Consider the following 25833-nt stretch of genomic DNA (forward strand, 5'->3'; position numbering starts at 1 on the left):
GAACATAGAACCGTCCGTTGTAAACTTAGCGCTGTAAGTTCCATCTTCAAGAGCACTGTCAGAAGACTCTCCTACTTCCTCTTTTACTTCTTCAAGTGCTTCCTCTGCTGCTTCCTGCACTTCTTCAGCAGCTTCTGTAGCCGCTTCCTGTACTTCATCTGAAGCTTCTGCAGCTGCCTCATTTACAGCTTCCTCACCTGCACTTGCAACTTCGTTTACTGCTTCCTCTGTTTCCTTGGAATCGCAGCCTGCCATAGCAGATGCGACCATCATTGCAGCCATTATGACTGCGAGTGTTCTTTTTTTCATAATTGTTCTCCTTTGTGTTATTTCCCCCCAAAGGGGAAGGCATATAAAAAGTCCTCACCGAAGCGAGGACTAATTTGCGCACAAAATATAAGCAAATGCATTGCATTTACCTACAGGCTTCGTACGGTCAATTCCTCGTGACCTGATATGAAATAATATCGTTCATATCCTTGTACGACGACAGGCAGGTCTCCCGGCTGATTGATTCCGCAGTTGTTATCTATTAACTGATAAGATTTTCGCTGCTGCGCTTTTTCTGCCTTCCCGGATCACTCCAGTGACATATTAGAAAAAGCTCTCAAAACACGGTGACGAGATCGTGCGGGATTCACACCCGCTTCCCTTTTCACTTGCGCAGCCTAACGCCCGCAAGCACCTTCCGTCTTATTCAATTTACATTCACATATAATAGCACACTTATATGATCTGCTCAAACACTAATACAATGGGGGACCTCCAAAAATTGTACCTGGTCCCCCGTTTATAATAAATCCCTCTATTCTGCTATTTTTATTTACTAGCTCTTACATCTTGTCACAGACTATCAGTTTTCCTTAAAGTAGCTGATTGTCTTTGTAAGATCATCTGCAAGAGACTGAAGCTGTTCAGCTGATTCATTAATAACCGTAAATGTAGCATTCAGTTCCTGCATGGAAGCATTGGTTTCCTGTGTTGATGCTGCATTTTCTTCTGATATAGCTGACAGATCCGCAATTATCTCAATCAGCTGATCCTTTGCAGAAGTAAGCTGCTTAGCAAGCTCTGCTATATTGTCAGCACTTGTTGATACATTAACCACGTTGGATGCCATTGTCTGCATGTTTTCCTTGGTTGTTTCAAGCTGCTCAGATTGTTGTCCGAAATTCTCATTCAGCTTCTGCATTACAAGAACTGATGCTTCTGAATCCGCAACGAGCTGATCAACAATCTTCTTGATCTCATCAGCGCTCTTACTGGACTGCTCCGCAAGCTGTCCGATCTCTGTTGCAACTACAGCGAAGCCTTTTCCTGCCTCACCCGCTCTTGCTGCCTCGATTGAAGCATTAAGTGAAAGAAGGTTGGTCTGTGAAGCAATACTTGTAATAGCTTCGGAGAAAGTAGATATTGATTTAGCCGATTCATTCGTAGAATCGATTGTCTCACCGATCTCCTTAACTGATGTCTGCACCTCTGAGCTTGATCTGATCAGATTATCGAGAGCCTCCATCGCCTGGTCGCAGGCACCCTTCATCTCGGTTGCATAGCCATCAAGCTGCTCAACGTTATTTGCAATATTCTCAATATCGTTTCCGATATTCTGTGTATTGTTTGCTGCATTTTCAATGCTGTCTGCCTGGCTTACAGCGCCCTTTGCAATCTCGTCAACCGCAGTACTTACAAGTCCTGAAGCTTCGGTTGCCTGTCCTGCTGAAGTAGAAAGCTCGCTTCCTTCACGTTTCAGCTCATTAGACATTTTTACTGTCGTTCTGATGACGTCTCCGAGCTTAGTACTGAGTGTCTGAGCTCCATCTGCAAGAATACCAAGTTCATCCTTCCTGGCAATAGATTCCTTGTCAATATCAAGATTAATTTGTCCCTGTGAGAGTTTATCAAGTTCTGCCGCAATCCCCTGCATCTTTGCAGATATTTTGTTTGCAATAACAAATCCTGTAATTGCAAGAATTAATACTATAAGAATAGTAATGATAGAAAGAAGAAGTATTACATTTGTTATAGCAGATGTAATATCATCACTTTCTCTTCCGGAAAAGACCATACCGATAATAGAACCATCAGTATTTTTCATGGCTACGTAATAGCCCATGTATTTCTTGCCTTCTATTGTGAGGTTATCGGCATAGTAATCACTCCCACCTTTTAATGTAGTACTAATAACAGCATCCGATGCCTTCGTGCCTACAAGACGTTCATTGGTTCCGGATTTCAATATTGTCGTTATTACACGTGTATCACCATAGAAAATGGTATAGTCTATACCTGTCATTCCATGAAGTTCATCCATCAAATCCTGGTATTCATCAAATACCTCTGTCCCGCCTTTTGTCAAAACTTCATTATCATAGGCCCAGTCACCATCCCAGACACTGTTCATCTCACTTGCAAGATGCTTAGTAGTTGCCTTTAATTCTTCTTCTGCAAGTTTTTTATAAGCTTTATTTATCTCAAAACCACTGATAAGGTTCAGTATAAGACCAATGCCTATAAATGAGCCAACAGCAATATAGATAAGCTTATATATTAATTTCTTTTTACGGGTAACGGGTGCTTGATTTACATTTGACATAGAAAAAATCCCCCTCTCCAGACAAACGAAAAACCGAAAGAAAATTCTCTTATTAAATCTTATAATAGCGTACAAATTTATACAATATTATGTAAGCCCATGTTATGCGGTTTAATAATGTTTTAAGAATTTGAAAAGAAGTTTTTTATAATAAAATTGTCACACCATAATATATGGTTAAGTGATAACTAATGCAGTGATTACATTGATAATTGCATTTGTCTTGATTTCAAGGTATAACTAATCCCTATCTTTACCTTGATTCAAATCCAATATTTTAATTCAATGTAAAGACCTTGAAATCACCTGGCTACATATAATTCTCAGTCTTTTTATATTTTTTTAATGCAGAGTTGTTTGACGCCCTCCCCGACCCATTTTAAACTAACTCTTGATATTACTTTTATCAAATAACCTTATTTATTCAGAAATAGACTTAAAAATTATACCTGGAGGGTAATTGAGTTATGTTAAAGAAACTTCTTTCAATTATGGCCAGCGCTACTATAGCGGTTTCATGTGCTTTCTTTATCTTTCCAACTGCTATTACAGTAAAGGCTATTGTAACAGGTCCTCATATTAATGTAGCTGACAAAACATATTCCATTGCTGCAGGTTCGGATACCACTAAACAACTATACGCATATAGTGATACTGCTGAAATAGATTCAAACCTAATTAGCGGCATTACATATACATGGACCAAAACTGATCCCCAAAATATAATTTCCGAAGTTTCAACCAATACATATCAGTATGGTTCTTTTCTATCAATAACTATGAGTAATATCATAACAGATCCTAACGCAACCGCTACCATAACTATTACCGGAACCTATAATACAAGTCAGACTATTACATCAGATGTCACTGTCGCTGTAAAACCCACTTACCATATCACATTTGATCCGAACCATATTAATTTTACTAAGGGAAAAGCTGAGACAAGAATAGTGACCACCACTTTCTCAGAAGATATGTCTGGTAAAAACGTCACTTATAAATGGAAAACCAACGATGTTGGAATAGGTCTAACCAATGACACAACTTCAGCTGTCACTATAACTTATCATGGATATACAGATAATAGAGACCGCGATGATGAAGGCATAGTATATTTTTCTGTCAAGGTAGACGGAAAAGATGTTGAGCTTATTAATGCCACTACCGGAAGTGTGATTGAAGAAGGCTTTTATTATAATGTGTTACCTGATGATAGTTCCAATGAAAAACCTTCTACCCCTACTGATCCAGGTAATTCCGACACAAGTAACCCGCCTTCAGATTCTGGCAATTCAGGCAATTCCGAACAGTCAGAAACTGATGGCATCCAATCGGGACAGACATCAACCCTGACATCAGGCACTACTGTAACAGGAAATCCAGACGGAGTAAGTGTTACTGTTACCAAAACTGCTAATAAAAAATCCGTTAAAATTGGTTCTACTGTAACTGTTAATAGAAAGCAATACAAGGTTACAAAGCTTTCTGCGGGTGCCATTTCCGGAAAAAAAGTTAAGAATGCCACAATTAATGCGGCAAATCTTACGTCTGTAAGTCCCAAAGCATTTAAAGGTGCAAAAAAGCTGCAAAAAGTCGTAATCATAGGTGTGAGCAGAAATTCTAAGATTGCAAAGCAAATTGTAAAAGCAGCTCGCAAGGTAAATAAGAACGTAAAGATTATTTATAAAAAATGATTAATATAAAAATGCGTCGGGGATATTTGCCCGACGCATTTTCCATAAATTCCAATTTAAATAATTATTTGCCAATCTTCTTAAGCTTTACTGAAGACATTCCTGCCTTCTTCATAAGCTTCTTATACTTCTTATAGTTAGCCTTGGAAACCTTTACTACAATCTTCTTATCATTCTTGCTGAATGCTTTCTTACCGATTGAAGTAAGTGAAGCAGACTTAATTGTAACGGTCTTAAGCTTTTTGCTCTTTGCAAATGCTGATGCTCCGATAGTCTTCACGTTTGCACCAACTGTAACGTTCTTAAGCTTAGAGCAGTTATAAAGAGCCTTATCAGCTACTGAAGTTACCTTATACTCAACATTCTGGTGTGTTACACTGTCAGGAATATTTACTGACTTAACCTTCTTATCTGCAACTGTTACAAATGAAACCTCACCGTCAGCAGTTACTTTGTATGAATAGCCATTCTCTTCGAATTCTGTATCAAGAGCAGCTGTCTCTACTGTTTCAGCCTTCTTCTCAGTCTCAGGAGCCTTCTGCTCTGTCTCAGTAGTCTTCTGCTGATCTTCCTTCTTCTCTGTTGAAGGAGCAGTTGTTTCTTCCTTAGTTGTCTTCTCTTCCTCTTTTACAGGTGCGGGAGCAGGTGTCTCTTCTTTAGACTTTTTGTAATTTTCACCAAAATTTATTATGAGTATAAAATAAGGCTCACCATCTTCAGTACTTGCTTTAGCATTATACATGTATTGAGCGCCAAAGAAAGGCATCTCTAAATCAACATCATTTTTTGTGCCAGCTCTCAAGCTGCTTCTTGTAATTACTGTTTTAAATACACCTGAAGCTGCTTTTGCATCAAACTCTGTTGCATTTTTATCAGTTGTAAAATGTATTATCTGCCCCTTTTGGCTATCAATAATTATATCACCCTCAGCATTAATAACATTGCCATTGCTGTCCTGTGTTTTTCTGTCATAGGATATCGTAAAAAGATTATTGTAATAATTCATCGCATTGATAAATACGATATTTTTTTCTTCAGGACTCAAAGATCTTAATAATACATCATTATCCAGATCCTCAGATGAAGGCTGTTCTTTATTATATCTATAGATCCTGTTCTCGGAAAAATCCATTTCGACTGTATCTGTATATACCTCTTCAACAGTATCATTTGCTTCCTCAACAACAGTATCATTGACTTCTTCGGCTGCGCTAGCCTGTGTCCCCACAAATGAGAGCATACTAGTTGCTACTGCAACAGCCATAAGTGTGTTGCAAATTCTCTTAACTACTTTTTTCATTAGTCCCTCCATTAAATAATTTAGTTGTCCCCTCTAGCCTTAAACATAATACGATATTACGTTTTTCTAAGCAATGCATTTTTTTACTAAAAAAGCGCCGGTATTATCCGACGCTTTTGTATTACTTTATCTTCTTAAGCTTTACAGAAATTTTTACCTTCTTAAGCATCTTCTTATATGATTTGTAACTTGTTTTAGGAACTTTAACTACAAGCTTCTTAGAATTCTTGAAGAATGCTTTCTTGCCGATTGTCTTAACTGAAGCAGATTTAATCGTTACGTTCTTAAGCTTTTTGCATCTAGCGAAAGCGAAAGCACCGATTGAAGTAATATTTTCACCAACAGTTACGCTTGTAAGCTTCTTGCAACCGCAAAGTGCCTTATCAGCAACAGCAGTTACTTTAAAGGTATTGTTCTGATAAACAACTGTATCCGGAATAGTTACTGACTTAGCTGTCTTATCCGTGATTCCAACAAATGCAACCTCATCAGCTGATGTTACTTTATATGAATAACCATTGTCCTCAAACTCAGTATCAACAGCAGGAGTTTCTACAGTCTCATTCTTCTTTTCTTTTGCAGGCTCTGTAGCTGTAGCAGATGTCTTTTCCTCTGCTTTGTTTTCTGCAGCCTTGTTCTCTTCTTTATTAAGTGGCTCCTCTTTAACAGGTGTGGGAACATCTGAGGTTTTCTCTTCTGAAGGCTTCTCCTCTTTTGCAGGCTCTTCCTTCTTCTCTTCCTCTACTGCAGGAGTCTCTTCCTCTGTCTTAGGCTCGTCCTTCTTCTCTTCCAAAGCCTTAGGATCGGGCTCACCAAATACTATCTGAAGCTTGAAGCTCCTCTCGCCGTTTTCATCTTCTATTGTATCCACTCCGTAATAGCCCTTTGCTGCCATGAAAGCACCTTCAGGATCATTTCCGGCTACATTATTTTTCAGAAGACTCTCTGTAATAACAATTTCATATGTTCCCGATGCAGCGCCTGCATAATAGGTTGTACCGTTCTCGTCAGATTTGATGTTGATGATCTGATTAGCATTACGGTCAAGTACTAAACGACCAACTCCTGTACTCATGCTATCTGTTGAGTCATACTCAGCAGTAAATAGATTGTAGTAGAAAAGCATTGCTGACATAAACACAACATTCTTTTCTTCATCTGTCTTAGCAAGTTGTGCAATCTCATTGAAATCACCACTTGTTATAGGCTGATTAAGACACTGAGTCTTATTCTTAGAAAAATCAATTACTACAGTGTTATTAACTTCTTTCTTCTCTTCTTCAACTGCAGGAGTCTCTTCTGAAGGCTTTTCCTCTTCCTCAACTACAGGAGTCTCTTCCTCAGTCTTAGGCTCGTCTTTCTTTTCTTCTTCTACAGCAGGAGCATCCTCCTCTGTCTTAGGCTCATCCTTCTTTTCTTCCTCGACAGGTGCCGGATCCTCTGTAGGTGTTTCTAATGAAGGCTCTTCATTCTTGTTATCTTCTGTAGAATCATCTTCTGCTTTCTGCGCATCACCGAAATTGATTATAAGATTGAATTCAGGATTGAATTCGTTCATTGCATCAGGGTTATAATTATCATTAAAGAAAAATGAATTAACACCATAAAAAACACAAGCACCAAACAAAGCCATCTGTGCATCATCTTCAGCAGAACCGGTTGCACTTCCGGATGTTTCCAACAAATCTTTATATTTAATAACCGTCTCATAAGTACCTGAGCTTTCGGAAGCATCAAACACTGTTCCTTCAGTGCTTGCCTTAAATTTTATATACTGGCCAGCAGCCTCATCAATAATAAGACGTCCCTCAGCAGTTGCTGCTCCATCATAAAAATCCAACTCTTCTTTGAATAAATGGTTATAATTATGAAGTGAATTTATATATACAACGTTCTTTGCTTCGTCTGTAAGGTCTAGATCTGTAATATTATCAAGATCATTTGTATATAAAGGTTTTCCATCATACCTCTGAATCTTATTCTGTGAGAAATCAATAACGACTGTATCAACTCGATTACTCCAGTCGATACTATCCAATAATTTTGTTAATTTTTCGGAAAAACCACCCTGTCCAGCCTGACCATTCTCATCATTAGCCCCGGACTCGCTATTTGCTTCATTTTCATATAAAGCTCCAGACTCATCCTCAGCTGCCTGCGCCCCAATGCAAACATTAGAAAACATGCTAACTGCAACGGAAAGCGCAATTAGCATGTTACCCATACTACGTACTACCTTCTTCATTTCTGACTTCCTCCAACAAAACTTTTAAATATATAGCTCCCCTCAAAGCAATTGATAGAATACTTCAAATCAAAAAAAATCTCAATGCGATTTTTTACTAAAAAAGCGCCGGATTTTTCCAGCGCTTTTAACAGTTATTTCATTAACTTACAAATATTTTTGTTAACGATATATCATTTTATGATTGTTTTCAAAGTAACGAAATTACGTTAATAATTATCTTTTTACTCGTGCACTGGCACCACCCATAATAGCTTCTACTTCTGTAACAGTTGCCATTGTTGTATCTCCGGGTGTTGTCATAGCAAGTGCGCCATGCGCGGTTCCGTAGTTAACAGCCTTCTCTGCATCACCTGTGGTCATTAAACCATAAATCAGTCCTGATGCAAATGAATCACCGCCACCAACTCTGTCGAGAATTTCAAGACCGTTATAATCCTTGGCCTTATAAATCTGACCATCAGCCCAGCATAATGCAGACCAGTCATTAACAGTTGCTGTCCTTACGGTTCTAAGGGTTGTAGCAACCACCTTGAAGTTAGGATAAACCTTTGCTGCTTCATCTATCATCTTCTTATAGCCATCAAGATTGAGTTCCTTAAGGTTTGCATCGTTGCCTTCAATCTCAAATCCAAGGCAGGCTGTAAAGTCTTCCTCGTTGCCGATCATGACATCAACATACTTAGCGATTTCCTTGTTAACCTCCTGCGCCTTCTTCTGGCCACCGATTGCTGACCACATCGAAGCTCTGTAGTTAAGGTCGTAAGAAACAACAGTTCCATATTTTTTTGCTGTCTTTATTGCTTTAACAACTGTATCAGCAGACTGCTCAGAAAGTGCAGCATAGATACCGCCTGTGTGGAACCATCTTACTCCCAACTCGCCAAAGATATAATCAAAATCAAAGTCTTTATCTGTAGCCTGTGAAATCGCTGTATTAGCTCTGTCTGAGCAGGAAAGTGCTCCTCTTATGCCGAAGCCTCGCTCAACAAAGTTGAGTCCGTTTCTGCATTCACGTCCGATTCCGTCTGTCTTTTTCCAATTAATAAGTGAAGTATCAACACCGCCCTGAAGAATAAAGTCCTCTACCAGATGGCCTACTTCATTATCAGCAAAAGCGGTGATAACACCTGTAGTCATGCCAAAGCATCTGCGAAGTCCGCGGATTACATTATACTCTCCGCCTCCTTCCCATACTTTAAATTCCCTGGCGGTACGGATTCTACCTTCGCCGGGATCAAAACGGAGCATGATTTCTCCGAGTGAAACAGCGTCGTATTTGCAGTCGTTTTTTGATTTTAAGTTTAAGTTCATGGTTTCCTCCCAAAACACCTCATCAGTCAACTACGCTGACAGCTTCCCCTCAAGGGGAAGCCAGAGGTTTATAAGTTCAAATATTTTTTTGCATTTCTGCCACAGATATCCTTTACCATCTCGCAAAGGTATTCTTTGTCCCACGGGTATTCGCCGTTCTCTACCCAGGTTCCGATTTTGTTGCAGAGGATTCTTCTATAGAGTTCGTGCCTTGGGAATGATAAGAAGCTTCTGGAATCTGTAAGCATTCCAATGGAGGTTGATATAAGAGAAACATCAGCCATCGCATCAATCTGTCTTTCCATTCCGTTCTTGTGATCGCAGAACCACCAGGCAGCTCCAAGCTGCACTTTTCCTTTGATGCCGCTTTCATTGCCGCAGAAATTGCCCGCCATTGAGGCAAGCATTTCTGTATCCTTAGGATTAAGGCAATACACAACTGCTTTCGGAAGTTCTTCCGTTAAATCCATCGCATTAAAAAGTGCTGAAAGCTGCGGAGCATAATTAAAATCATTTAGTGAATCAAAACCGGTGTCTGGACCTATAAGTTTCAAACACCTCTTGGAGTTACTCCTGAAAGCTCCTATGTGAAGCTGCATCACCACATCTTTACGGGCATACATCTTCCCGAGCTTTGTGAGCATATATCCCTTGTACTTACCACACTCCTCTTCGGTAAGTTCGGATCCTGCAAGCTTCTTATCAAAAATCCATTCAACTTCTTCCTTCGTCGTATCAACAAAGAAAGTACTCTCAAGACTGTGATCCGAAACTCTGCAGCCATTTTCCAAAAAGAAATCAAGTCGCTTTTCCAGAGCTTCGAGTACAGAATCTACATCTCTGAGTATAACTCCCGCTGATTTGCATAGTTTCCCAAGATATTCCTGAAAATCAGCCTTCTCAATTCCCAGAGCCTTATCAGGTCTGAAGGACGGAAGTACCTGTATTTCAAAATTGTCTTCCCGGAGCTTTGTATGCCACTCGAGAGTATCAGCCGGATCATCAGTGGTACACAGAACTGATACCTTCTGCATCCTAAGCAGATTTCGCACGGAGTACTCCTTAGTGTGAAGCTTCTCATTGCAGGCATCCCAAATCTCTTTGGCAGTATCTGCTGAGAGCGTCTTTGTAATTCCGAAATATCTCTGAAGCTCCATATGCGTCCATTGATATAAAGGATTCCCTATAAGTCTCTGCACCGTGTCAGCCCAGGCAACAAATTTTTCATAGTAGTCTCCGTCACCAGTTATAAGTTTCTCCGGTACGCCATTTGCTCTCATGGCACGCCACTTATAGTGATCTCCTGCAAGCCAAGCCGCACCTATGTTGTCGAAGCAATTATCCTCGTATATCTCCTTGGGACTTAAATGGTTGTGATAATCTATTATGGGTTCATCTTTTGCCGCTTCATGAAAAAGGGTTATCGCAGTCTCATTTCCAAGCAAAAAATTCTCATCCATGAATTTCTTCATAGTATTCATTCCTTCCGATTTATTAGCCTCTAACCTCTTTTACTATCTCAGCGGCCTGCCTTGTAAGCTCTTCAACTTTTGCAAAGTCTCCGGCTTTAATCAAATCATTTTTCACCATCCAGGTGCCACCGCAGGCTACTATCTTCTTAAATGCCAGATAATCTCTTACGTTATCCTTGTTGATACCGCCTGTGGGCATAAAGGTCAGATTAGTATAGGGTGCTGCAACAGCCTTGATCATTGGAAGGCCACCTGCAGGCTCTGCCGGGAAAAACTTAACAAAATCAAGTCCAAGCTCCATAGCCTGTTCCATCTCGGAAGGTGTCTGAGTTCCGGGAGTTATCGGATATCCCTTTTCAAGGCAATGTTTAACTACCGTGGGATTGAATCCCGGTGCCACAATAAATTTTGCGCCTGCAGCCATTGCTCTGTCTGCCTGCTCGGAAGTAAGGACTGTGCCTGCTCCGACAAGCATATCCGGAAAATCTTTTGACAAAATCCTTATTACTTCCTCTGCAGCAGCGGTTCTGAATGTCACCTCCGCAGCCGGAAGTCCGCCATTCATCAGCGCCTCTCCGAGTGCATGTGCATCCTTCGCATCTTCTAAAACAACGACAGGAATAATACCTATCTTTTCAAATTTTGCTTTTAATTCTTCGTACATTTTTCAGTGCTCCTTGTGTATGTCATTAAAACTCATACACAATACTAGATTTTCCCATGTACTTTTCACATTGTTGCATTTGTTCTTTGCATTGCAATTCTTGCTGTATTGCAATAATCACTTTTGGGACTGAGCACCTTTGCGGTTATATCTTCTGACTTTATTTATATGTCTCTCAAAATCGCCGCTTTCTATAAGCTCAGCGATTACCAGCTGATCCAGTGTTGGAACCGGACATTCGTAAAATCCGATTTTCTCTGAAAACGCACTTATGAGGTTCATCGGAAGAACCATATATGCGCATCTTGCATAGCTTCCGATCGTTCTCGTAAACGTATTTACATATATAACTCTCCCCTCTTCATCAAGAGAGAAAATCGTCTCTTCAGGTTTTCTGCTGGGTGTAAACTCGGATTCAAAATCATCCTCGATGATATATCCGTCCTTCTTTCTGCTCCACTTGAGGTACTCTCTCTTCTTGGCCGCCGAAGCAGTAACGCCACTCGGGAAGCTTCTGTAGGGAGTTATATGAAGAAGCTTCATTTTTCCGTTCCATAGTTCATCACTTTCGACGCCGTCGCTCCCGAGCTTTAGCATAAGAAGCTCCGCACCACCAGCCTCATAGACCTTTGCGATTTTCTGATATGACGGACTCTCGACGCCATATATAATGTCTCGTCCGAAGGTCTGCACTATAAGTCCGTACAAATACTCTGCGCCTGCGCCAATTATTATCTGTTCCGGGGACACCTCCAGCCTTCTGGATCGTCCGAGGTAATTTGCAATTGCGCTTCTCAGTTCGTTCATACCGGTTTTAGGTGACTTTTCCATCACACGGCTGTCATATTCGCTTAGAACTCTCCTGACGGTCTTTGCATAGATCGAATAAGAAAAAGCAGCCTCTCCCATATTTTTTGCAACACGAATCTTTTTACCGGGCATTACCGTTTTTTTCTCTACCGAGCCTTTTCCTATATAAATCTCACTATCATCAAAGGACACAAAATATCCGCTCTTTTCTTTGGGGATGATATATCCCTCCTCCGCAAGGAGTTCGTAGGCATGCTCAATTGTTATGACACTGACTCCCATTGCCTCTGCCATAACACGCTTGGATGGGAGCTTACTTCCTGTCTCATACCTGCCTCCTATTATGTCTTCACGAACGTCTTCGTATACCTTTAAATACCTCTTTTGCTTATCCATTTTCATATTCTCCGGTTGTGAATCTGGTTATATTAAAATATTGTGTTTCGATTATTTTTATACTATCAGTTTGATGATATATCATCCCTTCTTCATACGTCAATCAAGATTCCAAAACAGCTAAAAAGCTAGTATAATTAAGCATTATGAAAATACATGGCTTACAAAAAATGACATTACTTGATTATCCGTCAAAAGTTGCCGCAACCGTCTTTTTAGGCAGTTGCGATTTTCGCTGTCCTTTTTGTCATAATTTTGAACTGGTGGATGGAACGGCCGCTCCAATAATGGATGATGCTGAATTGTTTTCTTTTCTTGATAAAAGAAAAGGACTCCTTGACGGAGTCGTAATAACAGGCGGTGAACCCTGCCTCAATTCATCATTAAAAGATCTAATTATAAGAATAAAAGATATGGGATATCTCGTTAAACTTGATACTAACGGGAATCATCCCGATGTTCTTAAAGATTTACTTAGTGAAAACCTGGTTGATTACATCGCTATGGATGTTAAGAATTCACCGGAAAAATACAGTGATACCTGTGGGGTAAAAATCGATACAGAAGTAATCACTGAGAGCATCAATCTTATTATGAACTCCGGTGTAGATTATGAATTCAGAACTACAGCTATTAAAGAGTTTCATACTACAGAAGATTTTGCCAAAATCGGCGAATGGATTTGTGGTGCAAAGGCGTATTATTTACAGCAGTTTACAGAGCGTGATACTGTTCCGGATAAGAGGCTCAGTTCGCCGAGTGCGGAAGATATGGAGGCATATCGGCAGGCGGCGGAGAGATATATAAAAAATGTAATATTGAGAGGGCTTTAAGATTCCCCCCTCATCCGTCAGCTTCGCTGACACCTTCCCCAAGAGGGGGAAGGCTTTTAGACTTCCACTTCATCCTCTTCAGGGAGGTGCACTCTTGAAATTACAATTATTGTATCGCCCTTTTGAAGTTTTACGCCGCCCTTGGGAATAACGGTTCTGGAGCCGCGTTTAATGGATAAAAGAATAGTCTGTCTGGGGAAATCAAGATCCCTGATAAAATGATCGCACCAGGGGTGAGTTTCTCCCAGTGTGACTTCTTTAAGATGCATCGGTACATCGTTTTTTATAGCCTCTGCCCCGATTACCACTTTATCTCCTGCTTCCAGTATTACATTTCCGTTTGGAATTATGGTATTACCATGTCTCTGTATCATGGCAATAAGCGCGCCGTGAGGAAGGTCAATATCTCTTATCTTCTTATCAACCCACTTATCCTTCATTCCAAGCTGCACTTTAATAAAATGCATATCAATAGACTTTGCATAGTCTCCCATGTGCTTTAACTTTGTGTACTGTTCAACGAAACCTGCGGAAATAATACCTGTTGGAATGGCAACAATACCTACACCAAGGAATGCAAGCAGAATTCCGAAAACTTTTCCCAGAATTGTCTTAGGATAAATATCACCGTATCCGACTGTCAGTAGAGTAGATGCAGCCCACCAGATACCTGAAAAAGCATTCTCGAAAACATCAGGCTGAGCTTCATGCTCCAGAGAATACATGCAGAGACTGGATGCTAGCATCATAACGGCGATGATAAAAACCGAGGACAAAAGCTGCTGCGACTTACTCTTTATAACTTCTGTAATTACATTCAGTGAATCATAATAAGCATTGATTCTGAAGAGTCTGAATATCCTTGCCACTCTGAACATTCTGAAAGCAGCCGCTCCTGCAGGAAAGAAAAACGGCATGTAATACGGAAGAAAACTCAAAAGATCAATAATTCCGGAAAATGAGAAGAAATACAGAACAAGTGCCATGAAGTCTGATCTGTCAGGATACAGGCACTTGGAACATATTGCGCGTAAGATATAATCTATCGCAAAAAACAAAACAGTCCATTTCTCAATGCTGTTAAACACACCGCCGAAAGGGCCATTTATATTATCGAACGTAGAAAGGAAGGCTGCACCAAGATTCAATACCAGTGCACCCGTTCCTATAACATCATATGCAACACTTATGGTATCCCCAAGGTATCCGACGGATACCACCTTAAAGAGCTTTTCCCTAAGCTCCTCCCACTTTTCTTTTTCCACAACAATCTCCCGTTTATTTAATCATCTTTAACTTCATATAGAATAGCTTCTTCAGGCATAACAGGTCTGCAGAAATAATATCCCTGAATTATGTCAGCGCTGAAAAGGCGAAGCTTCTCAAACTGCCACTTTTCCTCAACACCTTCAACTATTACCTGCTTATCGATATCATGTACAAGCTGAATGACATCCTTTATGAAGGCTTCCTTACCTTCTACAAGATAACTGTCCACAAGTGATTTATCCAGTTTTACGTAGTCTACCGGAATATATGTAAGATATCCAAGAGAAGAATAGCCTGTTCCAAAATCATCCATCAGAAGTTTTATCCCCAGTTCTCTAAACTGCTGGAACAATTTATCAGCCTGTTCTGTTCTCTCAAGGAAAAGCCCCTCAGTTATTTCAATCTCAACGTACTTTCCGGGTATATTATACCGCGAAAGGAGGTCTCTGATAAAGTCCACATATCCGGTATCGCCAATCTGATTACTGGAAAAGTTTATGGAGACGGGATGAAGTTTATAGCCATCCTCTTTCCAGGCTGCAAGCTGCTTGATGACAAGTTCCGTAGTTACTCTTCCGAGTCTTCCAACCCAGCCGCTTGACTCTACAATCGGTATAAATACGTTAGGATAAAGGCCCGGCTCCTTCATTCTTACCAGAGCTTCAAATCCTGTAACTTCCTTGGTCATGGAGTTAACCTGGGGCTGATAAACCATGTAAAATCCGTCGTTATCAAAGGCATCCAGGATCTTTGCCTTGATCTTGTTTTCCTCACGGATCTTCTTCTTCATCTCCTCGGAATATCTGAAAGCCTTGTTTCTTCCGCGCTGCTTAGCTTCATACATAGCTATCTCGGCATTTATAATATGCTGATCAGGAAGCGTGGAACCATCGGAGACAGATATACCGATACTGCAGGATAGAATAATTGTCTCATCTCCTACAGGAATCGGTGTTCTGAACAGTTCAAGAATCTCATTTATTGTATCGGAATTCTCATCAAGCTGTTCCTTGGGTACCATGATAAGGAACTCATCGCCGCCGTATCTGGAGATCATCCAACTTCTCTCCTCAGCAATCTTCTCAAGAGAAAGCGACAGGTACTTAAGTATCTCATCGGCGAGCTGGTGACCGTAGGTTTCATTGACATCCTTAAAATTGTCGATATCTATCATAAGAATCGAATAGACATGCTTAATTGTCAGATGTTCTCTAAGATAGTCAACCGCACTTCTTCTGTTAAGAATATCAAGAAAATCATCGTGCTCAGCCTGATACCTGATCTTCTCCTGTGTTTTTTCAAGTTCCTCCTTAGACTCTCTGAGTTCAAGATTGGTGGCTCTGCCGACAAGAACAGTAACATATGCCGACATGAGAAGGAATGCCATAGACAGGAAAATCATTCCAACAGCCGGGAATATCTTTCCATACATATCGAAGAAGGTCAGAGGTCTGTTGAATACTTCAGCATCCTTGGGAAGAAGCTTTTCATCTATACCGAATTTCTTCATGAGCTGATAGTCGAACTCTGAGGTATAGGGTGTTTCAATTGAAAGGAACTGCTCATCAACATGTCTGTTAGCAAGAAGGTCAGCCATCAATGCTCCCGCATAACTTGCCTGGGCAGTAAAATCCATGCCGACACTACCAAGAACACCATCACTCATGCCGCTTGAATAATTGCGCATAATCGGAACCTTGGTAGTTGCAGTTATAATATTGGTCATCTCATTTGTGGAATGAACCACTCCGGATGAATCCTTAAAGCAGGTCATATAAATGAGCACAGCATCATTGGGAATTGCCTTTAATTCTTCATGCAATTTTTCAAAAGGAAGTTTAGCTATATTTATCTCATTAAAGGTATAGTCGGGATGCTTACTTTTCTCAAGGTTATAAAGAACCATGTCAGCAAGGCCGGCAGGTGAATTATCATGTATGCCATAGTATACTTTTCTATCAGGCATCATCTTCATTGAAAGCTCTATTGTATTTGTAAGGTAATCATTTTCATAAAAGCCATACATTTCATAGCGCTCAACAGCCATCTGTGCCAGTGTCATGTTGTTGACACCAAAGAACACAACCGGAATATCCGTAAAGAGTTCTTCCTTATATTTCATGGCAAATTTAACAGCCTCATCGTCTGCCAGAATAACGCCATCATAATCATTTTTTAAATTAACTCTTTGAATAAAGTAATTGTGAAAAGTCTCGACATCCTCATTGGATGCATGCTTCTTGGCATCCATGAACATAACATCAAATTCTATACCGTTAGGATCGAGGCTCTGTTTAAGTCCCTCTATCTGCGGCTCAAATGTGTAATACTGGGAAGTATAAGAAGACAGCAAAAGAACTCGATGCTGGACCTCTCCTTTGTAAACAGGTCCAACCATCGAGGTGTTATCATCAGTCGTCACGAACTGCCGAAGGAACATGACGGCAACCAGCAGACAAATGACGCTAAGCACTATAAATACCGTACGTATTTTTTGCAGTACCGACTGTTTCGTCATAAAAACACCGACCCTTAGTGATATAGATAATTCTACCACTTAAAGGGCCGGTGCATTATTAACTAAGCCTTATGTATGTTTAAATATTGTTAAAGAATACATAAACAATTTATAAATCAATAACAATCTCTTATCCTTCGATCATTATTGTCTTCTTCTCAGGAACCTTAGCCTGTTCTTTCTTAGGTACATTGAGACTAAGTACGCCATGTCTGAAGGTTGCCTTGATATCTTCCTCAGTAAGGTTATCTCCTACATAGAAGCTTCTCTGCATTGAGCCCTGATAGCGCTCCTGTCTGATGATCTTACCCTTATGGTTCTTCTCATCCTTATCAAGTCCCTTGGTGGCACTTATGGTAAGGTAACCATTGTCGAGTTCAAGGCTGATATCTTCCTTCTTAAAGCCGGGCAGATCAATATCTACTTCATAATGATCCTCATTGTCATGGACATCTGTCTTCATAAGCCTGTCGGCATGCTTGCCATAGAGCTTCCTCTCGGTGTTGTCAAACTCATTAAACATCGGGAAATCGAACCAGTTATCAAACAAATTCTCCTCAAAAATACTAGGCATCAACATAATAATTACCTCCTTATATATGAATGAAATTATAAACTTTGAGCAGCGGAACCGGAGTCATTACAATTATTATTGCTCCCTTTATTTCTGTTCCCTTGTTCTATAACTGTTATAACACTTGTTAGCACTCTTGTCAAGCGAGTGCTAATATTTTTTTATAAATAATCCGCATGCACGAAAACATGCGGATTCCGGCGACTCGTCACTTTGAAATATTTCATCATCACTAATACGCCCCCTTATTTATCGCACGAATTGCTTCCGACTGAATATCACGATTATATGATAGCATAGGTGCAACATCTTTTCCCCTTACTCTCCTGTCCGCATAATTGCGTGTAAGCTTTACGACAAGCGGTGATAAAACAAGAACGCCTATAAGATTAGGTATCATCATAAGTCCATTGAAGGTATCGGAAATATCCCAGACAAGAGATGATTCCATTACAGCTCCAAAGACCATAAGAATAATAAATATAAATCGGTATATTTTCGCCCACGTAACACCGATCAGATATTCCACAACTTTCGCTCCGTAATATGACCATCCCATAACAGTTGTAAATGCAAATAACGTTATTATAATAACCACAAATATTTCTCCGGGGCGACCAAGTACCTGGTTAAAAGCATGTGCAACCAAAGTTGCATCATCAGTACCTACTACAGTCAGACCTGTATTAAGATCAATCGCGCCTGAACTCAGTACTACAATTGCAGTAATTGTACAGATAATAATGGTATCCAGAAATACTTCTGCCATTCCCCACATCCCCTGCTTCACGGGTTCCCTGGCACAGGTATTAACATGAGCCATTACTGAAGAGCCGAGTCCTGCTTCGTTTGAGAAGACACCTCTCTTACATCCGCTTTTTATTGTATTCATCGCTACCTGGACCGCTGTCCCAACCGCTCCGCCTTTCAAGGCATCAGGACCAAGTGCAAAGTGAAATATCGATCTGAATACAGCCGGAATAGCCTCGATATTGCATAAGATAATGATTAGGCACCCGGCAATATAAGCTATTGACATTACAGGTACCAGTGTCTCGGAGACATACGCCAGTCGTCTGAATCCTCCCATTATAATCACAGCTCCGATAAGCATAAGTACAACGCCAATCCACCAGTCCAATATAGGGGCACCCCAGAAGGTTCCCATATCAACATCGGCAAGAAATGCGGCCTCCATATTTAGTGTTATCTTATTTATCTGACTGAGATTCCCTATTCCAAAGGATGCAAGTACTGTAAAAACACAGAAGGCAACAGCCAGTATTTTTCCGATCTGTTTACATTTTTTTATACTTCCAAGTCCGTCTTCAAGGTAATACATAGGGCCTCCGGACCATGCACCTTCAGAATTTCTTCTCCTGTAATATAGTCCCAGTACGTTTTCCGAGTACTTGGTCATCATCCCAAGAAATGCCGCTATCCACATCCAAAATACAGCTCCCGGTCCTCCTACGCAGATAGCCGTGGATACTCCCGCAATATTTCCTGTACCTATTGTTGAGCAAAGTGCCATACAAAATGCACGAAACTGTGACAGAGCACCTGCATCATTGATAATGCGGGCTTCACCCTTTATCGCTCCAAATGTCTTTCCCCACCAGTGACGTAAATGCGCAACCTGAAAAACACCGGTAATAAACGTGCAAATCAGACCGGTACCAAGCAAAAGTACCAGTCCGAAAGTTCCCCATGCAAAGGAATTAACCGCATCATTAATCCGAGTGATAGTTTCCATAATAATTTACAGATCCTTTCAATTACTGAGGATTAATCAGATTTGTGATTCCATCATAGTCATACTTCGAAGCAAATTTTTTTATCTCAGCAATTTTATCTTTATCCTCATCAGGCACGTCATAATCAGAAAGTTCCAAAAGCGCCTCTTCTATGGCGTCGCTGTCCATATTATCTGCAGCTTCCGCAACGGCCTCATAAACACTCTCCATAAGGAAAGCATCCGCCATCGGCTTTGTCTCGCCGGCATCACTGCTGCTTTCCTTGCTTTCATAAAGCGGTGAAAGTATATTGGTATATCCCAGATACTTTTCCATAAAATCTTCGTAGTTATCACGTATAAATTCTATGTTTCCTTCTTTCCCTGCCATCTCAAGGGCTTCCGCCTTCTTTGACAGTTCCATGGCCCCAACCAGCTTAGAAGAACTCTTTAATGCATGTATTTTAATCGTGAAGTTTTGCCAGTCCTCACCTTCAAATGCATTCTTTAATTCTTCTGATCTTTCATCTATGGAATCATAGAATATTTTCAATACCATTTTAAAGGAATCCTCGGAACCGCTGTTTTGTATAGCAATTTCTCCATCTATCCCTTCAAGGCTCTCATACCAGGCGGGCTCATCACTCTCAGCTGTATACGCTCCTTTCGCGGTGCTTTCGGCACCTGTGTTAGTGGCTGCCTGCTCTTCAATATCATTCATAATGCCATCATCCATATCTACCGGAAGTATGGATGAAACATTATAAGATTTATTACCCTTAATAAAATACAGAATACCAAAAGAGCCGGGGCCGCAGTTTGAAGAAATTGCAGCAGAAGCCTGTTGGAATACCACATTTTCGAAATAAGCAAAGCGACTGATTTCCTTCTTGATTCTAAGAAGTGTATCTTCATCAAGGTCAACATAGGTAATAAATACAACGTCGGAATCCGGAATCTGATCAACCGGGAAGGCTCTTCTGATATAGCTTTTGTATGCAGTCCATCTGTTTCCTATCATAAGTCCGCCTATTCCCGTCAGATCATCCTTGATTTTAAGGCAGGGTCTGATGCTCATAGATTCTGCCACTCTGTTCATACCGGCACTTATACGGCCGTTACGCATCATGAAATCAGTGCTGTCAACAATAAAGCTGCACTTAAGCCTTTTCTTTACATACTCAAGTTCGGCTACAATCTCTTCTACCGGTGTATCCCTTTGTGCGAGTTTAATTGCTATAAGCACAAGTATTCCAAGTGTACTGGAAAGTGATTCTGAATTGATTACCGTCACATTATCAAAAGCTTTTGAAGCCTCCATAGCTCTGTAATAATCATCGCTCATGCTGGTAGTAAGCGCGATATATATCATGTGATGTGCTGAACGCAACTGGTCCGCAAAGAATTCCGTGTATTCCAGGGTTTCAGGAGGTGATGAAAGTGCTTTTTTACCACTTTTAATATATTTTACAAGCTCATCAGCACCGATCTGTATACCATCCTTGAAAATGCCATCCTCTGTCTTAATAACAAACGGAAGTATCGGAAGTCTGGGATCACGCATCACCACATCTGGCAAATCACACATACTGCTGGTTCCGATAATAACCGGTGCTTTTCTGCTATACCCCGCAGTAGCATTTGTGCTTCCCTCCATACGCTGAGCACGATTTTTGATATTCAGTTTTTCAGTCGGAATATGATGAATGAGCGTCTCTTCAAGAGCATCGCCGGATATGGGCTTTATAAGATACCCATCAAATCCCGAATGATTGTAGAGCTCCTTGTTTTCGCTTCCGGCATTTGCAGTTAAAACAACAACGGAGGTCATCTGATTAAGACCACCAACCTGCGAACGAATTCCTTTCAGGCATTCTATACCATCCATTTCAGGCATCAGATGATCCATAAGAATAACATCGTAGTGTGTCTTTAATGTCGCTTCAAGCGCATCCTTACCGCTGATTGCAGTATCTACGCGCATTTTTGTACCAAGAAGAAGCTTTTTCTCAACTTCGAGGTTCATAATATTATCATCTACTATAAGTACACAAGCATCCGGAGCGGTAAAGCGGCTTTCGTAAGCATGCTTTTTAACCTTACCGAAATTCTGAATACTCAGTTCTCCAATAGCTGAGGAATCGGATACTCCCTGCTTGAGCATTACATTAAAGGTAGTGCCTTCACCATAAACACTGTTAACGGATATGGTTCCGTTCATGAGCTCCACAAGCTGTTTTACGATACTAAGACCCAATCCCGTACCTTCTATATGTCTGTTTTTCTCTTCATCAACTCGCTTGAAAGCATCAAAAAGATAAGGTATGGCATCTTTTTTTATACCCATTCCCGTATCAGTTACAGAGATGCGAAGCATTACAAAATCATCACCGGCTACTTCGCTCTCTATATGCAGTCCAACAGATCCTTCCTTTGTATATTTGACTGCATTATTTAACAGATTGATAAGAATCTGCTTTATGCGCACTTCATCACCGTAAAGGACACTCGGCACACCGGGGTCTACACTGACATCCATTTTTAAGCCTTTTTCCTGAGCGCGAAGCCAGACCATATTTACAATCTCTGACATCATATCGCCCACCCTGTAATCTACCTGGACGATATCCATACTGCCGGCTTCCATCTTGGAAAAGTCCAAAATATCATTTATAAGTGCAAGCAGCATCTTTCCCGCACCCTGAATACCTGTTGCATCCTTTACTACTTCATCGGATATATTTTCTTCTCTGAGAATCAGCTCATTTAAGCCAAGAATGGAATTTATAGGAGTCCGGATCTCATGGCTCATACTTGAAAAGAAGCGATTCTGTGACCGGTTTAATTCCTCTGCTCTCTCTGCTTCCTTTCGTGCCCTCTCATTTTCCTGGTTAAACATCCTGTTCTGGAATAAGACCATGACAAAGCAGACAAGGCTGACCAGTATCAGTGAAAGGAATGAATCCATATAGAACATTGCCCGGCTATGCTGCGGAACCAGTTCCGGGTGGAAATACTCCACAAGATAACATAAAAGTGAAAGAATAAACAAAAGTGTCAGCATTATAACTCGCCATATACCGGATATTACAAGTCCCACGTACATGAAAGCAAAAATAATCCAAAGGACACCTCCGCCTTCAACGCCGCCGCCAAAGAAAAATATTCCGGGCAGAATGGCAAATACCAAACCGATAATTATAAGTCTGATTGCAATCTGAATTTTGTTCCTATAAAGGCATGAAAAGGTTACAGCCGGAACTAATATGATAGTGGCTGTCAGAATAATTATCTCGTATATGTTTTCACCGATAATAATATCCGCGATAAGTGCCATAGCTACAGCAATATCGGAAATTATCGTAAGAAGCACAAAGATTCTCTCTGAAAAATTGCGCTCAGTATCACTTATCATTGAAAACAGTTTCTTTATCTTCTTAAAAAATGTCATTGCTTAGCACCTCCCTCGGTAGATCCCGTCCGGGAAAGGACACGTGACATTACGCGTTCAAACTCAATAAGATTGATGGGTTTTCCTACAAAACCATCGAAGCCCTCATTAGCGAACATTTCTCTTGCTCCGGAAACCACATTGGCTGTAAGTGCTATTACAGTAATTGTTCTGCCTTTTTCTTCCGCAGCAAATTTAATTCGATGCATAGCCTCAACGCCATCCATTTCAGGCATCATATGATCCATAAATACTATGTCATAATCATTATTTTTGAATTTAGTAATAGCTTCTTTACCGCTTTTTGCAGTTTCTATGACCATTCCATAGTCTTCAAACAGGCCGGTTGCCACAACCAAATTCATCGGCTCATCGTCTACAACGAGCGCTTTAAGGCCGCTTATGTTCGGACGCTCAACCGAATCAATAAGCTCGATGTCTTCAGCATTAAGTCCCTCGTTTAGGATTTTAACAACAGGATACGCATAAAGAGGCTTAGGCATTATCATTACGCGGCTTCCGGGATTTGTCTTAAAGCCATGATCTGCGGATACGGCAATAACTACATCGCCTTTACTAAGTTCATCAAAATATTCAGAATTCTCCAGATATTCCTCCTGCCCCATAAAAATGAATGTCACGTTAAGCTTTTGCCTGAGCCTCTCAATATCATGTATTGTTTCAGCAGGATAAAGCGGCACGTGAATGCCTGCCGCAAGATTAGTAGCCATTGCACGGTAAAAATCGCGCACCTTCGCTACAAGGTACTTATCAGATCTTACATGGAACAAAATATCACCGCTAAAGGAATCATCTATTTTCAGACATGGTGTTGCATCCACTACTTTCTGAGGAATAGTGACTCTGACGGTAGTACCTTTTCCGATGTCGCTCTCGATTTTCACAAATCCGTCCATTCTGTGGACAAATCCGTATACTATTGACAGTCCAAGGCCCACACCGCCTGAACTTCTGTTTCTTTTCTTATTTGCCTGGTACAATCCGTTGGATGCTGTCGCAATTGCTTTACGACTCATTCCGATTCCGGTATCCGTAACCTCGATGCACAGATTTACACCGTAGTCCATCTTTTCCGAAAAAAGTCTGACGAAGATTCCGCCCTGCCTTGTGAATTTCAGGGCATTTCCCAAGAGATGGTGGAATATTTTATGGAGCTTTTTTACATCACCACACATCATAGTCGGAACGTCGGGTGACATATCAACTATGAGTTCAAGATCTGTATTATCTGCTTCCATGCGGAAACTGGTTACCACGTCATTTATAAGCGACGTACTCATATAGTTTTCTTCTTCGAGAATCATCGCGCTTCTTCTGGTTTCGGTGTAGTCCTGAATATCCTCAATCTGACTGGACAGACGTACTCCTGCCTCTTTGATTGCCTCTGCATCTCTTGACTGGCCTCTTTTCAATATAAGCTCAGACATTCCGTTAACAACATTTACAGGCGTTCGAAGCTCATGGGAAATATTGGACAGAAAGTCCTCGATATCGCGGTCATATGCATCGATATAATCATCTTTCAGCTCCAGCAGCTCTTTCATTTCCAGTCTTCCATGTATGGATTTACGGCAGCCGGTATAAACGTAAAGAACAGCAACAAAATGGAGCAGTGTTCTGGATATTGTAAGGAAATCAAAGACCACTGTGGTCCCGATTATTCCGAGCCAAATCTGTATCAAAAATAAAAAAACATACTCCGCAAGAAGTAAGTTCATCATGTAAATGCGGTCCAAAAGGGAATAAGCTACCATCACAAAACAAACGACGATTGCTATATCTACATAACTTGTCTCATGAACACCATGAAAAAAGACTGCCATCATCGCATAAAGAAGATAGCAGACTTCACGTATGCTTTCCTCAGGTTTCTCGGTAATATGCATGACCCATAAAGCTACAGTTCCGATAACAATAAGAGGTGGAACCCAAAACTCCCACCCAAGCGCTATACCCTCAAAGAGCATTGCAATGCAGGATATTGAAACCAATGAGATAATATATATATTATTGCTTTTTCGGTCCATGCATTTACCTCTCGAATCAACTCCTTAGCTTTTCTTCCAGAATGGCAAGAAGATTCTCACTTGTTGTGGATTTCAGAATATACCCTGATGGCTTAAGCTCCATTACACGCTTAACACCTTCCCTGGAGCTCACTCCCGTAAGGAACACTACGGGTATGTCTTTTGTTGCAGGCTCCTGCCTCAGCATCTGAAGCACCTGCGGTCCATCCACAACCGGCATTTCGTAATCCAGAAGAATAAGATCTACCGGCTTCTTCAAAAGGAATGTGATTGCCTGCATTCCGGCAGTCACTACATCGGTTTTATATTTATCCTTAATCCAGGACTTTACCATTCCCGCATATGAGGGATCATCATCAACTATAAGAATTTTCTTTCTGACATCCTGTTCTGCTTCATTTAGCATCATAACGGCATCTCTGTCATCACCCAGTACAGCCTCTTCACTCTCACCGTTTTGTGCTCTTTCTTCGGCAGCCTGCTGTTCCTTGACTTTTTTATCAAGTCTTTTCATATAGTCTGTCATCTCTTCTTCAACAGCCAGAACAAAAGCTTCCGGTTCTACAGGACGAATCATCCATCTGTATGAAACAAGCTCAGGAAACTCACGAAGCATTTTCTCCTTATCGCCGGCTTCTGCTATAAAGATCATATTGCAATCGTGATCCTTGACCTGGTCTTTTATCAGTATCATGTTTTTCTTACCATTTTTAACATCAAGAATGTCCTGTGGATTATAAACAACAAAAACAGCTGCATCCCTGACGCAGTTATCTATTTTATCAAAATCTTCAACTATAGAAATTGTTTCGAAACGTTCCGCTTTGATTTTCTTTTCCAGCCCGCTTATAACAATGCTGGATTTTTCCATCAGAAAAACAACACTCTTTTCAATCTTGCTCATTTATATCCCT

General features: G+C 40.7%; 16 protein-coding genes and 1 riboswitch. Of the genes, 2 read left to right on the top strand and 14 right to left on the bottom strand.

Features of this window, described 5'->3' with window-relative positions; genetic code table 11:
* Positions 1-475: 475 nt before the first annotated feature.
* Positions 476-704: riboswitch (cobalamin riboswitch) on the bottom strand.
* Positions 705-853: 149 nt separating this feature from the next.
* A complete protein-coding gene (locus G630_RS0102490) occupies positions 854-2593 on the bottom strand; it encodes a methyl-accepting chemotaxis protein (protein ID WP_044958430.1) in 1740 nt (579 codons plus the stop codon).
* A gap of 467 nt (positions 2594-3060) precedes the next feature.
* On the opposite strand from G630_RS0102490, the gene G630_RS0102495 reads away from it, so the two are divergent.
* Complete coding sequence (locus G630_RS0102495; RefSeq protein ID WP_026497637.1) at positions 3061-4290, top strand: hypothetical protein; 1230 nt, start codon at positions 3061-3063, stop codon at positions 4288-4290.
* A gap of 64 nt (positions 4291-4354) precedes the next feature.
* Here the strand turns inward: G630_RS0102495 and G630_RS0102500 are convergent, their stop codons facing one another.
* The 6 genes from G630_RS0102500 to pdxR all read right to left on the bottom strand — a co-directional run bounded on the left by G630_RS0102500 (position 4355) and on the right by pdxR (position 12491).
* A complete protein-coding gene (locus tag G630_RS0102500; protein WP_026497638.1) occupies positions 4355-5590 on the bottom strand; it encodes a leucine-rich repeat protein in 1236 nt (411 codons plus the stop codon).
* 121 nt (positions 5591-5711) lie between these two features.
* Entirely contained in the window at positions 5712-7835 is a 2124-nt protein-coding gene (locus G630_RS0102505) for a leucine-rich repeat domain-containing protein (protein WP_026497639.1), read from the bottom strand.
* A 216-nt stretch (positions 7836-8051) separates the two neighbouring features.
* Positions 8052-9149 carry a sugar kinase gene (locus G630_RS0102510; RefSeq protein ID WP_026497640.1) on the bottom strand — a complete coding sequence of 366 codons (1098 nt, stop codon included), beginning with the start codon at positions 9147-9149 and terminating at the stop codon, positions 8052-8054.
* 68 nt (positions 9150-9217) lie between these two features.
* Entirely contained in the window at positions 9218-10621 is a 1404-nt protein-coding gene (gene uxaC / locus G630_RS0102515; RefSeq protein ID WP_026497641.1) for a glucuronate isomerase, read from the bottom strand.
* A 22-nt stretch (positions 10622-10643) separates the two neighbouring features.
* On the bottom strand, positions 10644-11285 hold the full coding sequence (locus G630_RS0102520) for a bifunctional 4-hydroxy-2-oxoglutarate aldolase/2-dehydro-3-deoxy-phosphogluconate aldolase (protein ID WP_026497642.1): 642 nt from the start codon (positions 11283-11285) through the stop codon (positions 10644-10646).
* 117 nt (positions 11286-11402) lie between these two features.
* Positions 11403-12491, bottom strand: coding sequence for a MocR-like pyridoxine biosynthesis transcription factor PdxR (pdxR, locus tag G630_RS0102525; protein ID WP_044958433.1), 1089 nt, complete (start codon positions 12489-12491; stop codon positions 11403-11405).
* A 146-nt stretch (positions 12492-12637) separates the two neighbouring features.
* On the opposite strand from pdxR, the gene G630_RS0102530 reads away from it, so the two are divergent.
* Positions 12638-13324: an anaerobic ribonucleoside-triphosphate reductase activating protein gene (locus G630_RS0102530; RefSeq protein ID WP_026497644.1), complete on the top strand. Its 687-nt coding sequence runs from the start codon at positions 12638-12640 to the stop codon at positions 13322-13324.
* 56 nt (positions 13325-13380) lie between these two features.
* Here G630_RS0102530 and G630_RS0102535 read toward each other — a convergent pair whose 3' ends face one another.
* The 7 genes from G630_RS0102535 to G630_RS23245 all read right to left on the bottom strand — a co-directional run bounded on the left by G630_RS0102535 (position 13381) and on the right by G630_RS23245 (position 25823).
* Positions 13381-14589 carry an ion transporter gene (locus G630_RS0102535; RefSeq protein WP_242829886.1) on the bottom strand — a complete coding sequence of 403 codons (1209 nt, stop codon included), beginning with the start codon at positions 14587-14589 and terminating at the stop codon, positions 13381-13383.
* A gap of 17 nt (positions 14590-14606) precedes the next feature.
* The gene (locus G630_RS23240) at positions 14607-17111 is read right to left on the bottom strand and encodes an EAL domain-containing protein (RefSeq protein WP_081667760.1); all 2505 of its coding nucleotides are present in this window, start codon (positions 17109-17111) and stop codon (positions 14607-14609) included.
* Positions 17112-17241: 130 nt separating this feature from the next.
* Positions 17242-17691, bottom strand: coding sequence for an Hsp20/alpha crystallin family protein (locus G630_RS0102545; RefSeq protein WP_026497646.1), 450 nt, complete (start codon positions 17689-17691; stop codon positions 17242-17244).
* A gap of 226 nt (positions 17692-17917) precedes the next feature.
* Positions 17918-19441 carry an alanine/glycine:cation symporter family protein gene (locus G630_RS0102550; protein ID WP_044958435.1) on the bottom strand — a complete coding sequence of 508 codons (1524 nt, stop codon included), beginning with the start codon at positions 19439-19441 and terminating at the stop codon, positions 17918-17920.
* Between the two features lie 22 nt (positions 19442-19463).
* Complete coding sequence (locus tag G630_RS20425; protein WP_049946048.1) at positions 19464-22871, bottom strand: DegV family protein; 3408 nt, start codon at positions 22869-22871, stop codon at positions 19464-19466.
* A complete protein-coding gene (locus G630_RS0102560; RefSeq protein ID WP_026497648.1) occupies positions 22868-24919 on the bottom strand; it encodes a hybrid sensor histidine kinase/response regulator in 2052 nt (683 codons plus the stop codon). The genes G630_RS20425 and G630_RS0102560 overlap by 4 nt, the downstream gene beginning before the upstream one ends.
* Before the next feature lie 16 nt (positions 24920-24935).
* Positions 24936-25823, bottom strand: a complete 888-nt coding sequence (locus G630_RS23245) for a response regulator (RefSeq protein ID WP_049946049.1) — start codon at positions 25821-25823, stop codon at positions 24936-24938.
* Positions 25824-25833: the final 10 nt, after the last annotated feature.

The organism is Butyrivibrio sp. WCD2001 (assembly GCF_000424485.1).
In the GTDB taxonomy this organism is placed as follows: Bacteria; Bacillota; Clostridia; order Lachnospirales; family Lachnospiraceae; genus Butyrivibrio.

What these genes read in the sequence shown, in the direction of transcription:
- G630_RS0102490 (WP_044958430.1), bottom strand. Translation starts at nt 2,593, where the DNA reads ATGTCAAATGTAAATCAAGCACCCGTTACCCGTAAAAAGAAATTAATA.
- G630_RS0102495 (WP_026497637.1), top strand. Translation starts at nt 3,061, where the DNA reads ATGTTAAAGAAACTTCTTTCAATTATGGCCAGCGCTACTATAGCGGTT.
- G630_RS0102500 (WP_026497638.1), bottom strand. Translation starts at nt 5,590, where the DNA reads ATGAAAAAAGTAGTTAAGAGAATTTGCAACACACTTATGGCTGTTGCA.
- G630_RS0102505 (WP_026497639.1), bottom strand. Translation starts at nt 7,835, where the DNA reads ATGAAGAAGGTAGTACGTAGTATGGGTAACATGCTAATTGCGCTTTCC.
- G630_RS0102510 (WP_026497640.1), bottom strand. Translation starts at nt 9,149, where the DNA reads ATGAACTTAAACTTAAAATCAAAAAACGACTGCAAATACGACGCTGTT.
- uxaC (WP_026497641.1), bottom strand. Translation starts at nt 10,621, where the DNA reads ATGAAGAAATTCATGGATGAGAATTTTTTGCTTGGAAATGAGACTGCG.
- G630_RS0102520 (WP_026497642.1), bottom strand. Translation starts at nt 11,285, where the DNA reads ATGTACGAAGAATTAAAAGCAAAATTTGAAAAGATAGGTATTATTCCT.
- pdxR (WP_044958433.1), bottom strand. Translation starts at nt 12,491, where the DNA reads ATGGATAAGCAAAAGAGGTATTTAAAGGTATACGAAGACGTTCGTGAA.
- G630_RS0102530 (WP_026497644.1), top strand. Translation starts at nt 12,638, where the DNA reads ATGAAAATACATGGCTTACAAAAAATGACATTACTTGATTATCCGTCA.
- G630_RS23240 (WP_081667760.1), bottom strand. Translation starts at nt 17,111, where the DNA reads ATGACGAAACAGTCGGTACTGCAAAAAATACGTACGGTATTTATAGTG.
- G630_RS0102545 (WP_026497646.1), bottom strand. Translation starts at nt 17,691, where the DNA reads ATGTTGATGCCTAGTATTTTTGAGGAGAATTTGTTTGATAACTGGTTC.
- G630_RS0102550 (WP_044958435.1), bottom strand. Translation starts at nt 19,441, where the DNA reads ATGGAAACTATCACTCGGATTAATGATGCGGTTAATTCCTTTGCATGG.
- G630_RS20425 (WP_049946048.1), bottom strand. Translation starts at nt 22,871, where the DNA reads ATGACATTTTTTAAGAAGATAAAGAAACTGTTTTCAATGATAAGTGAT.
- G630_RS0102560 (WP_026497648.1), bottom strand. Translation starts at nt 24,919, where the DNA reads ATGGACCGAAAAAGCAATAATATATATATTATCTCATTGGTTTCAATA.
- G630_RS23245 (WP_049946049.1), bottom strand. Translation starts at nt 25,823, where the DNA reads ATGAGCAAGATTGAAAAGAGTGTTGTTTTTCTGATGGAAAAATCCAGC.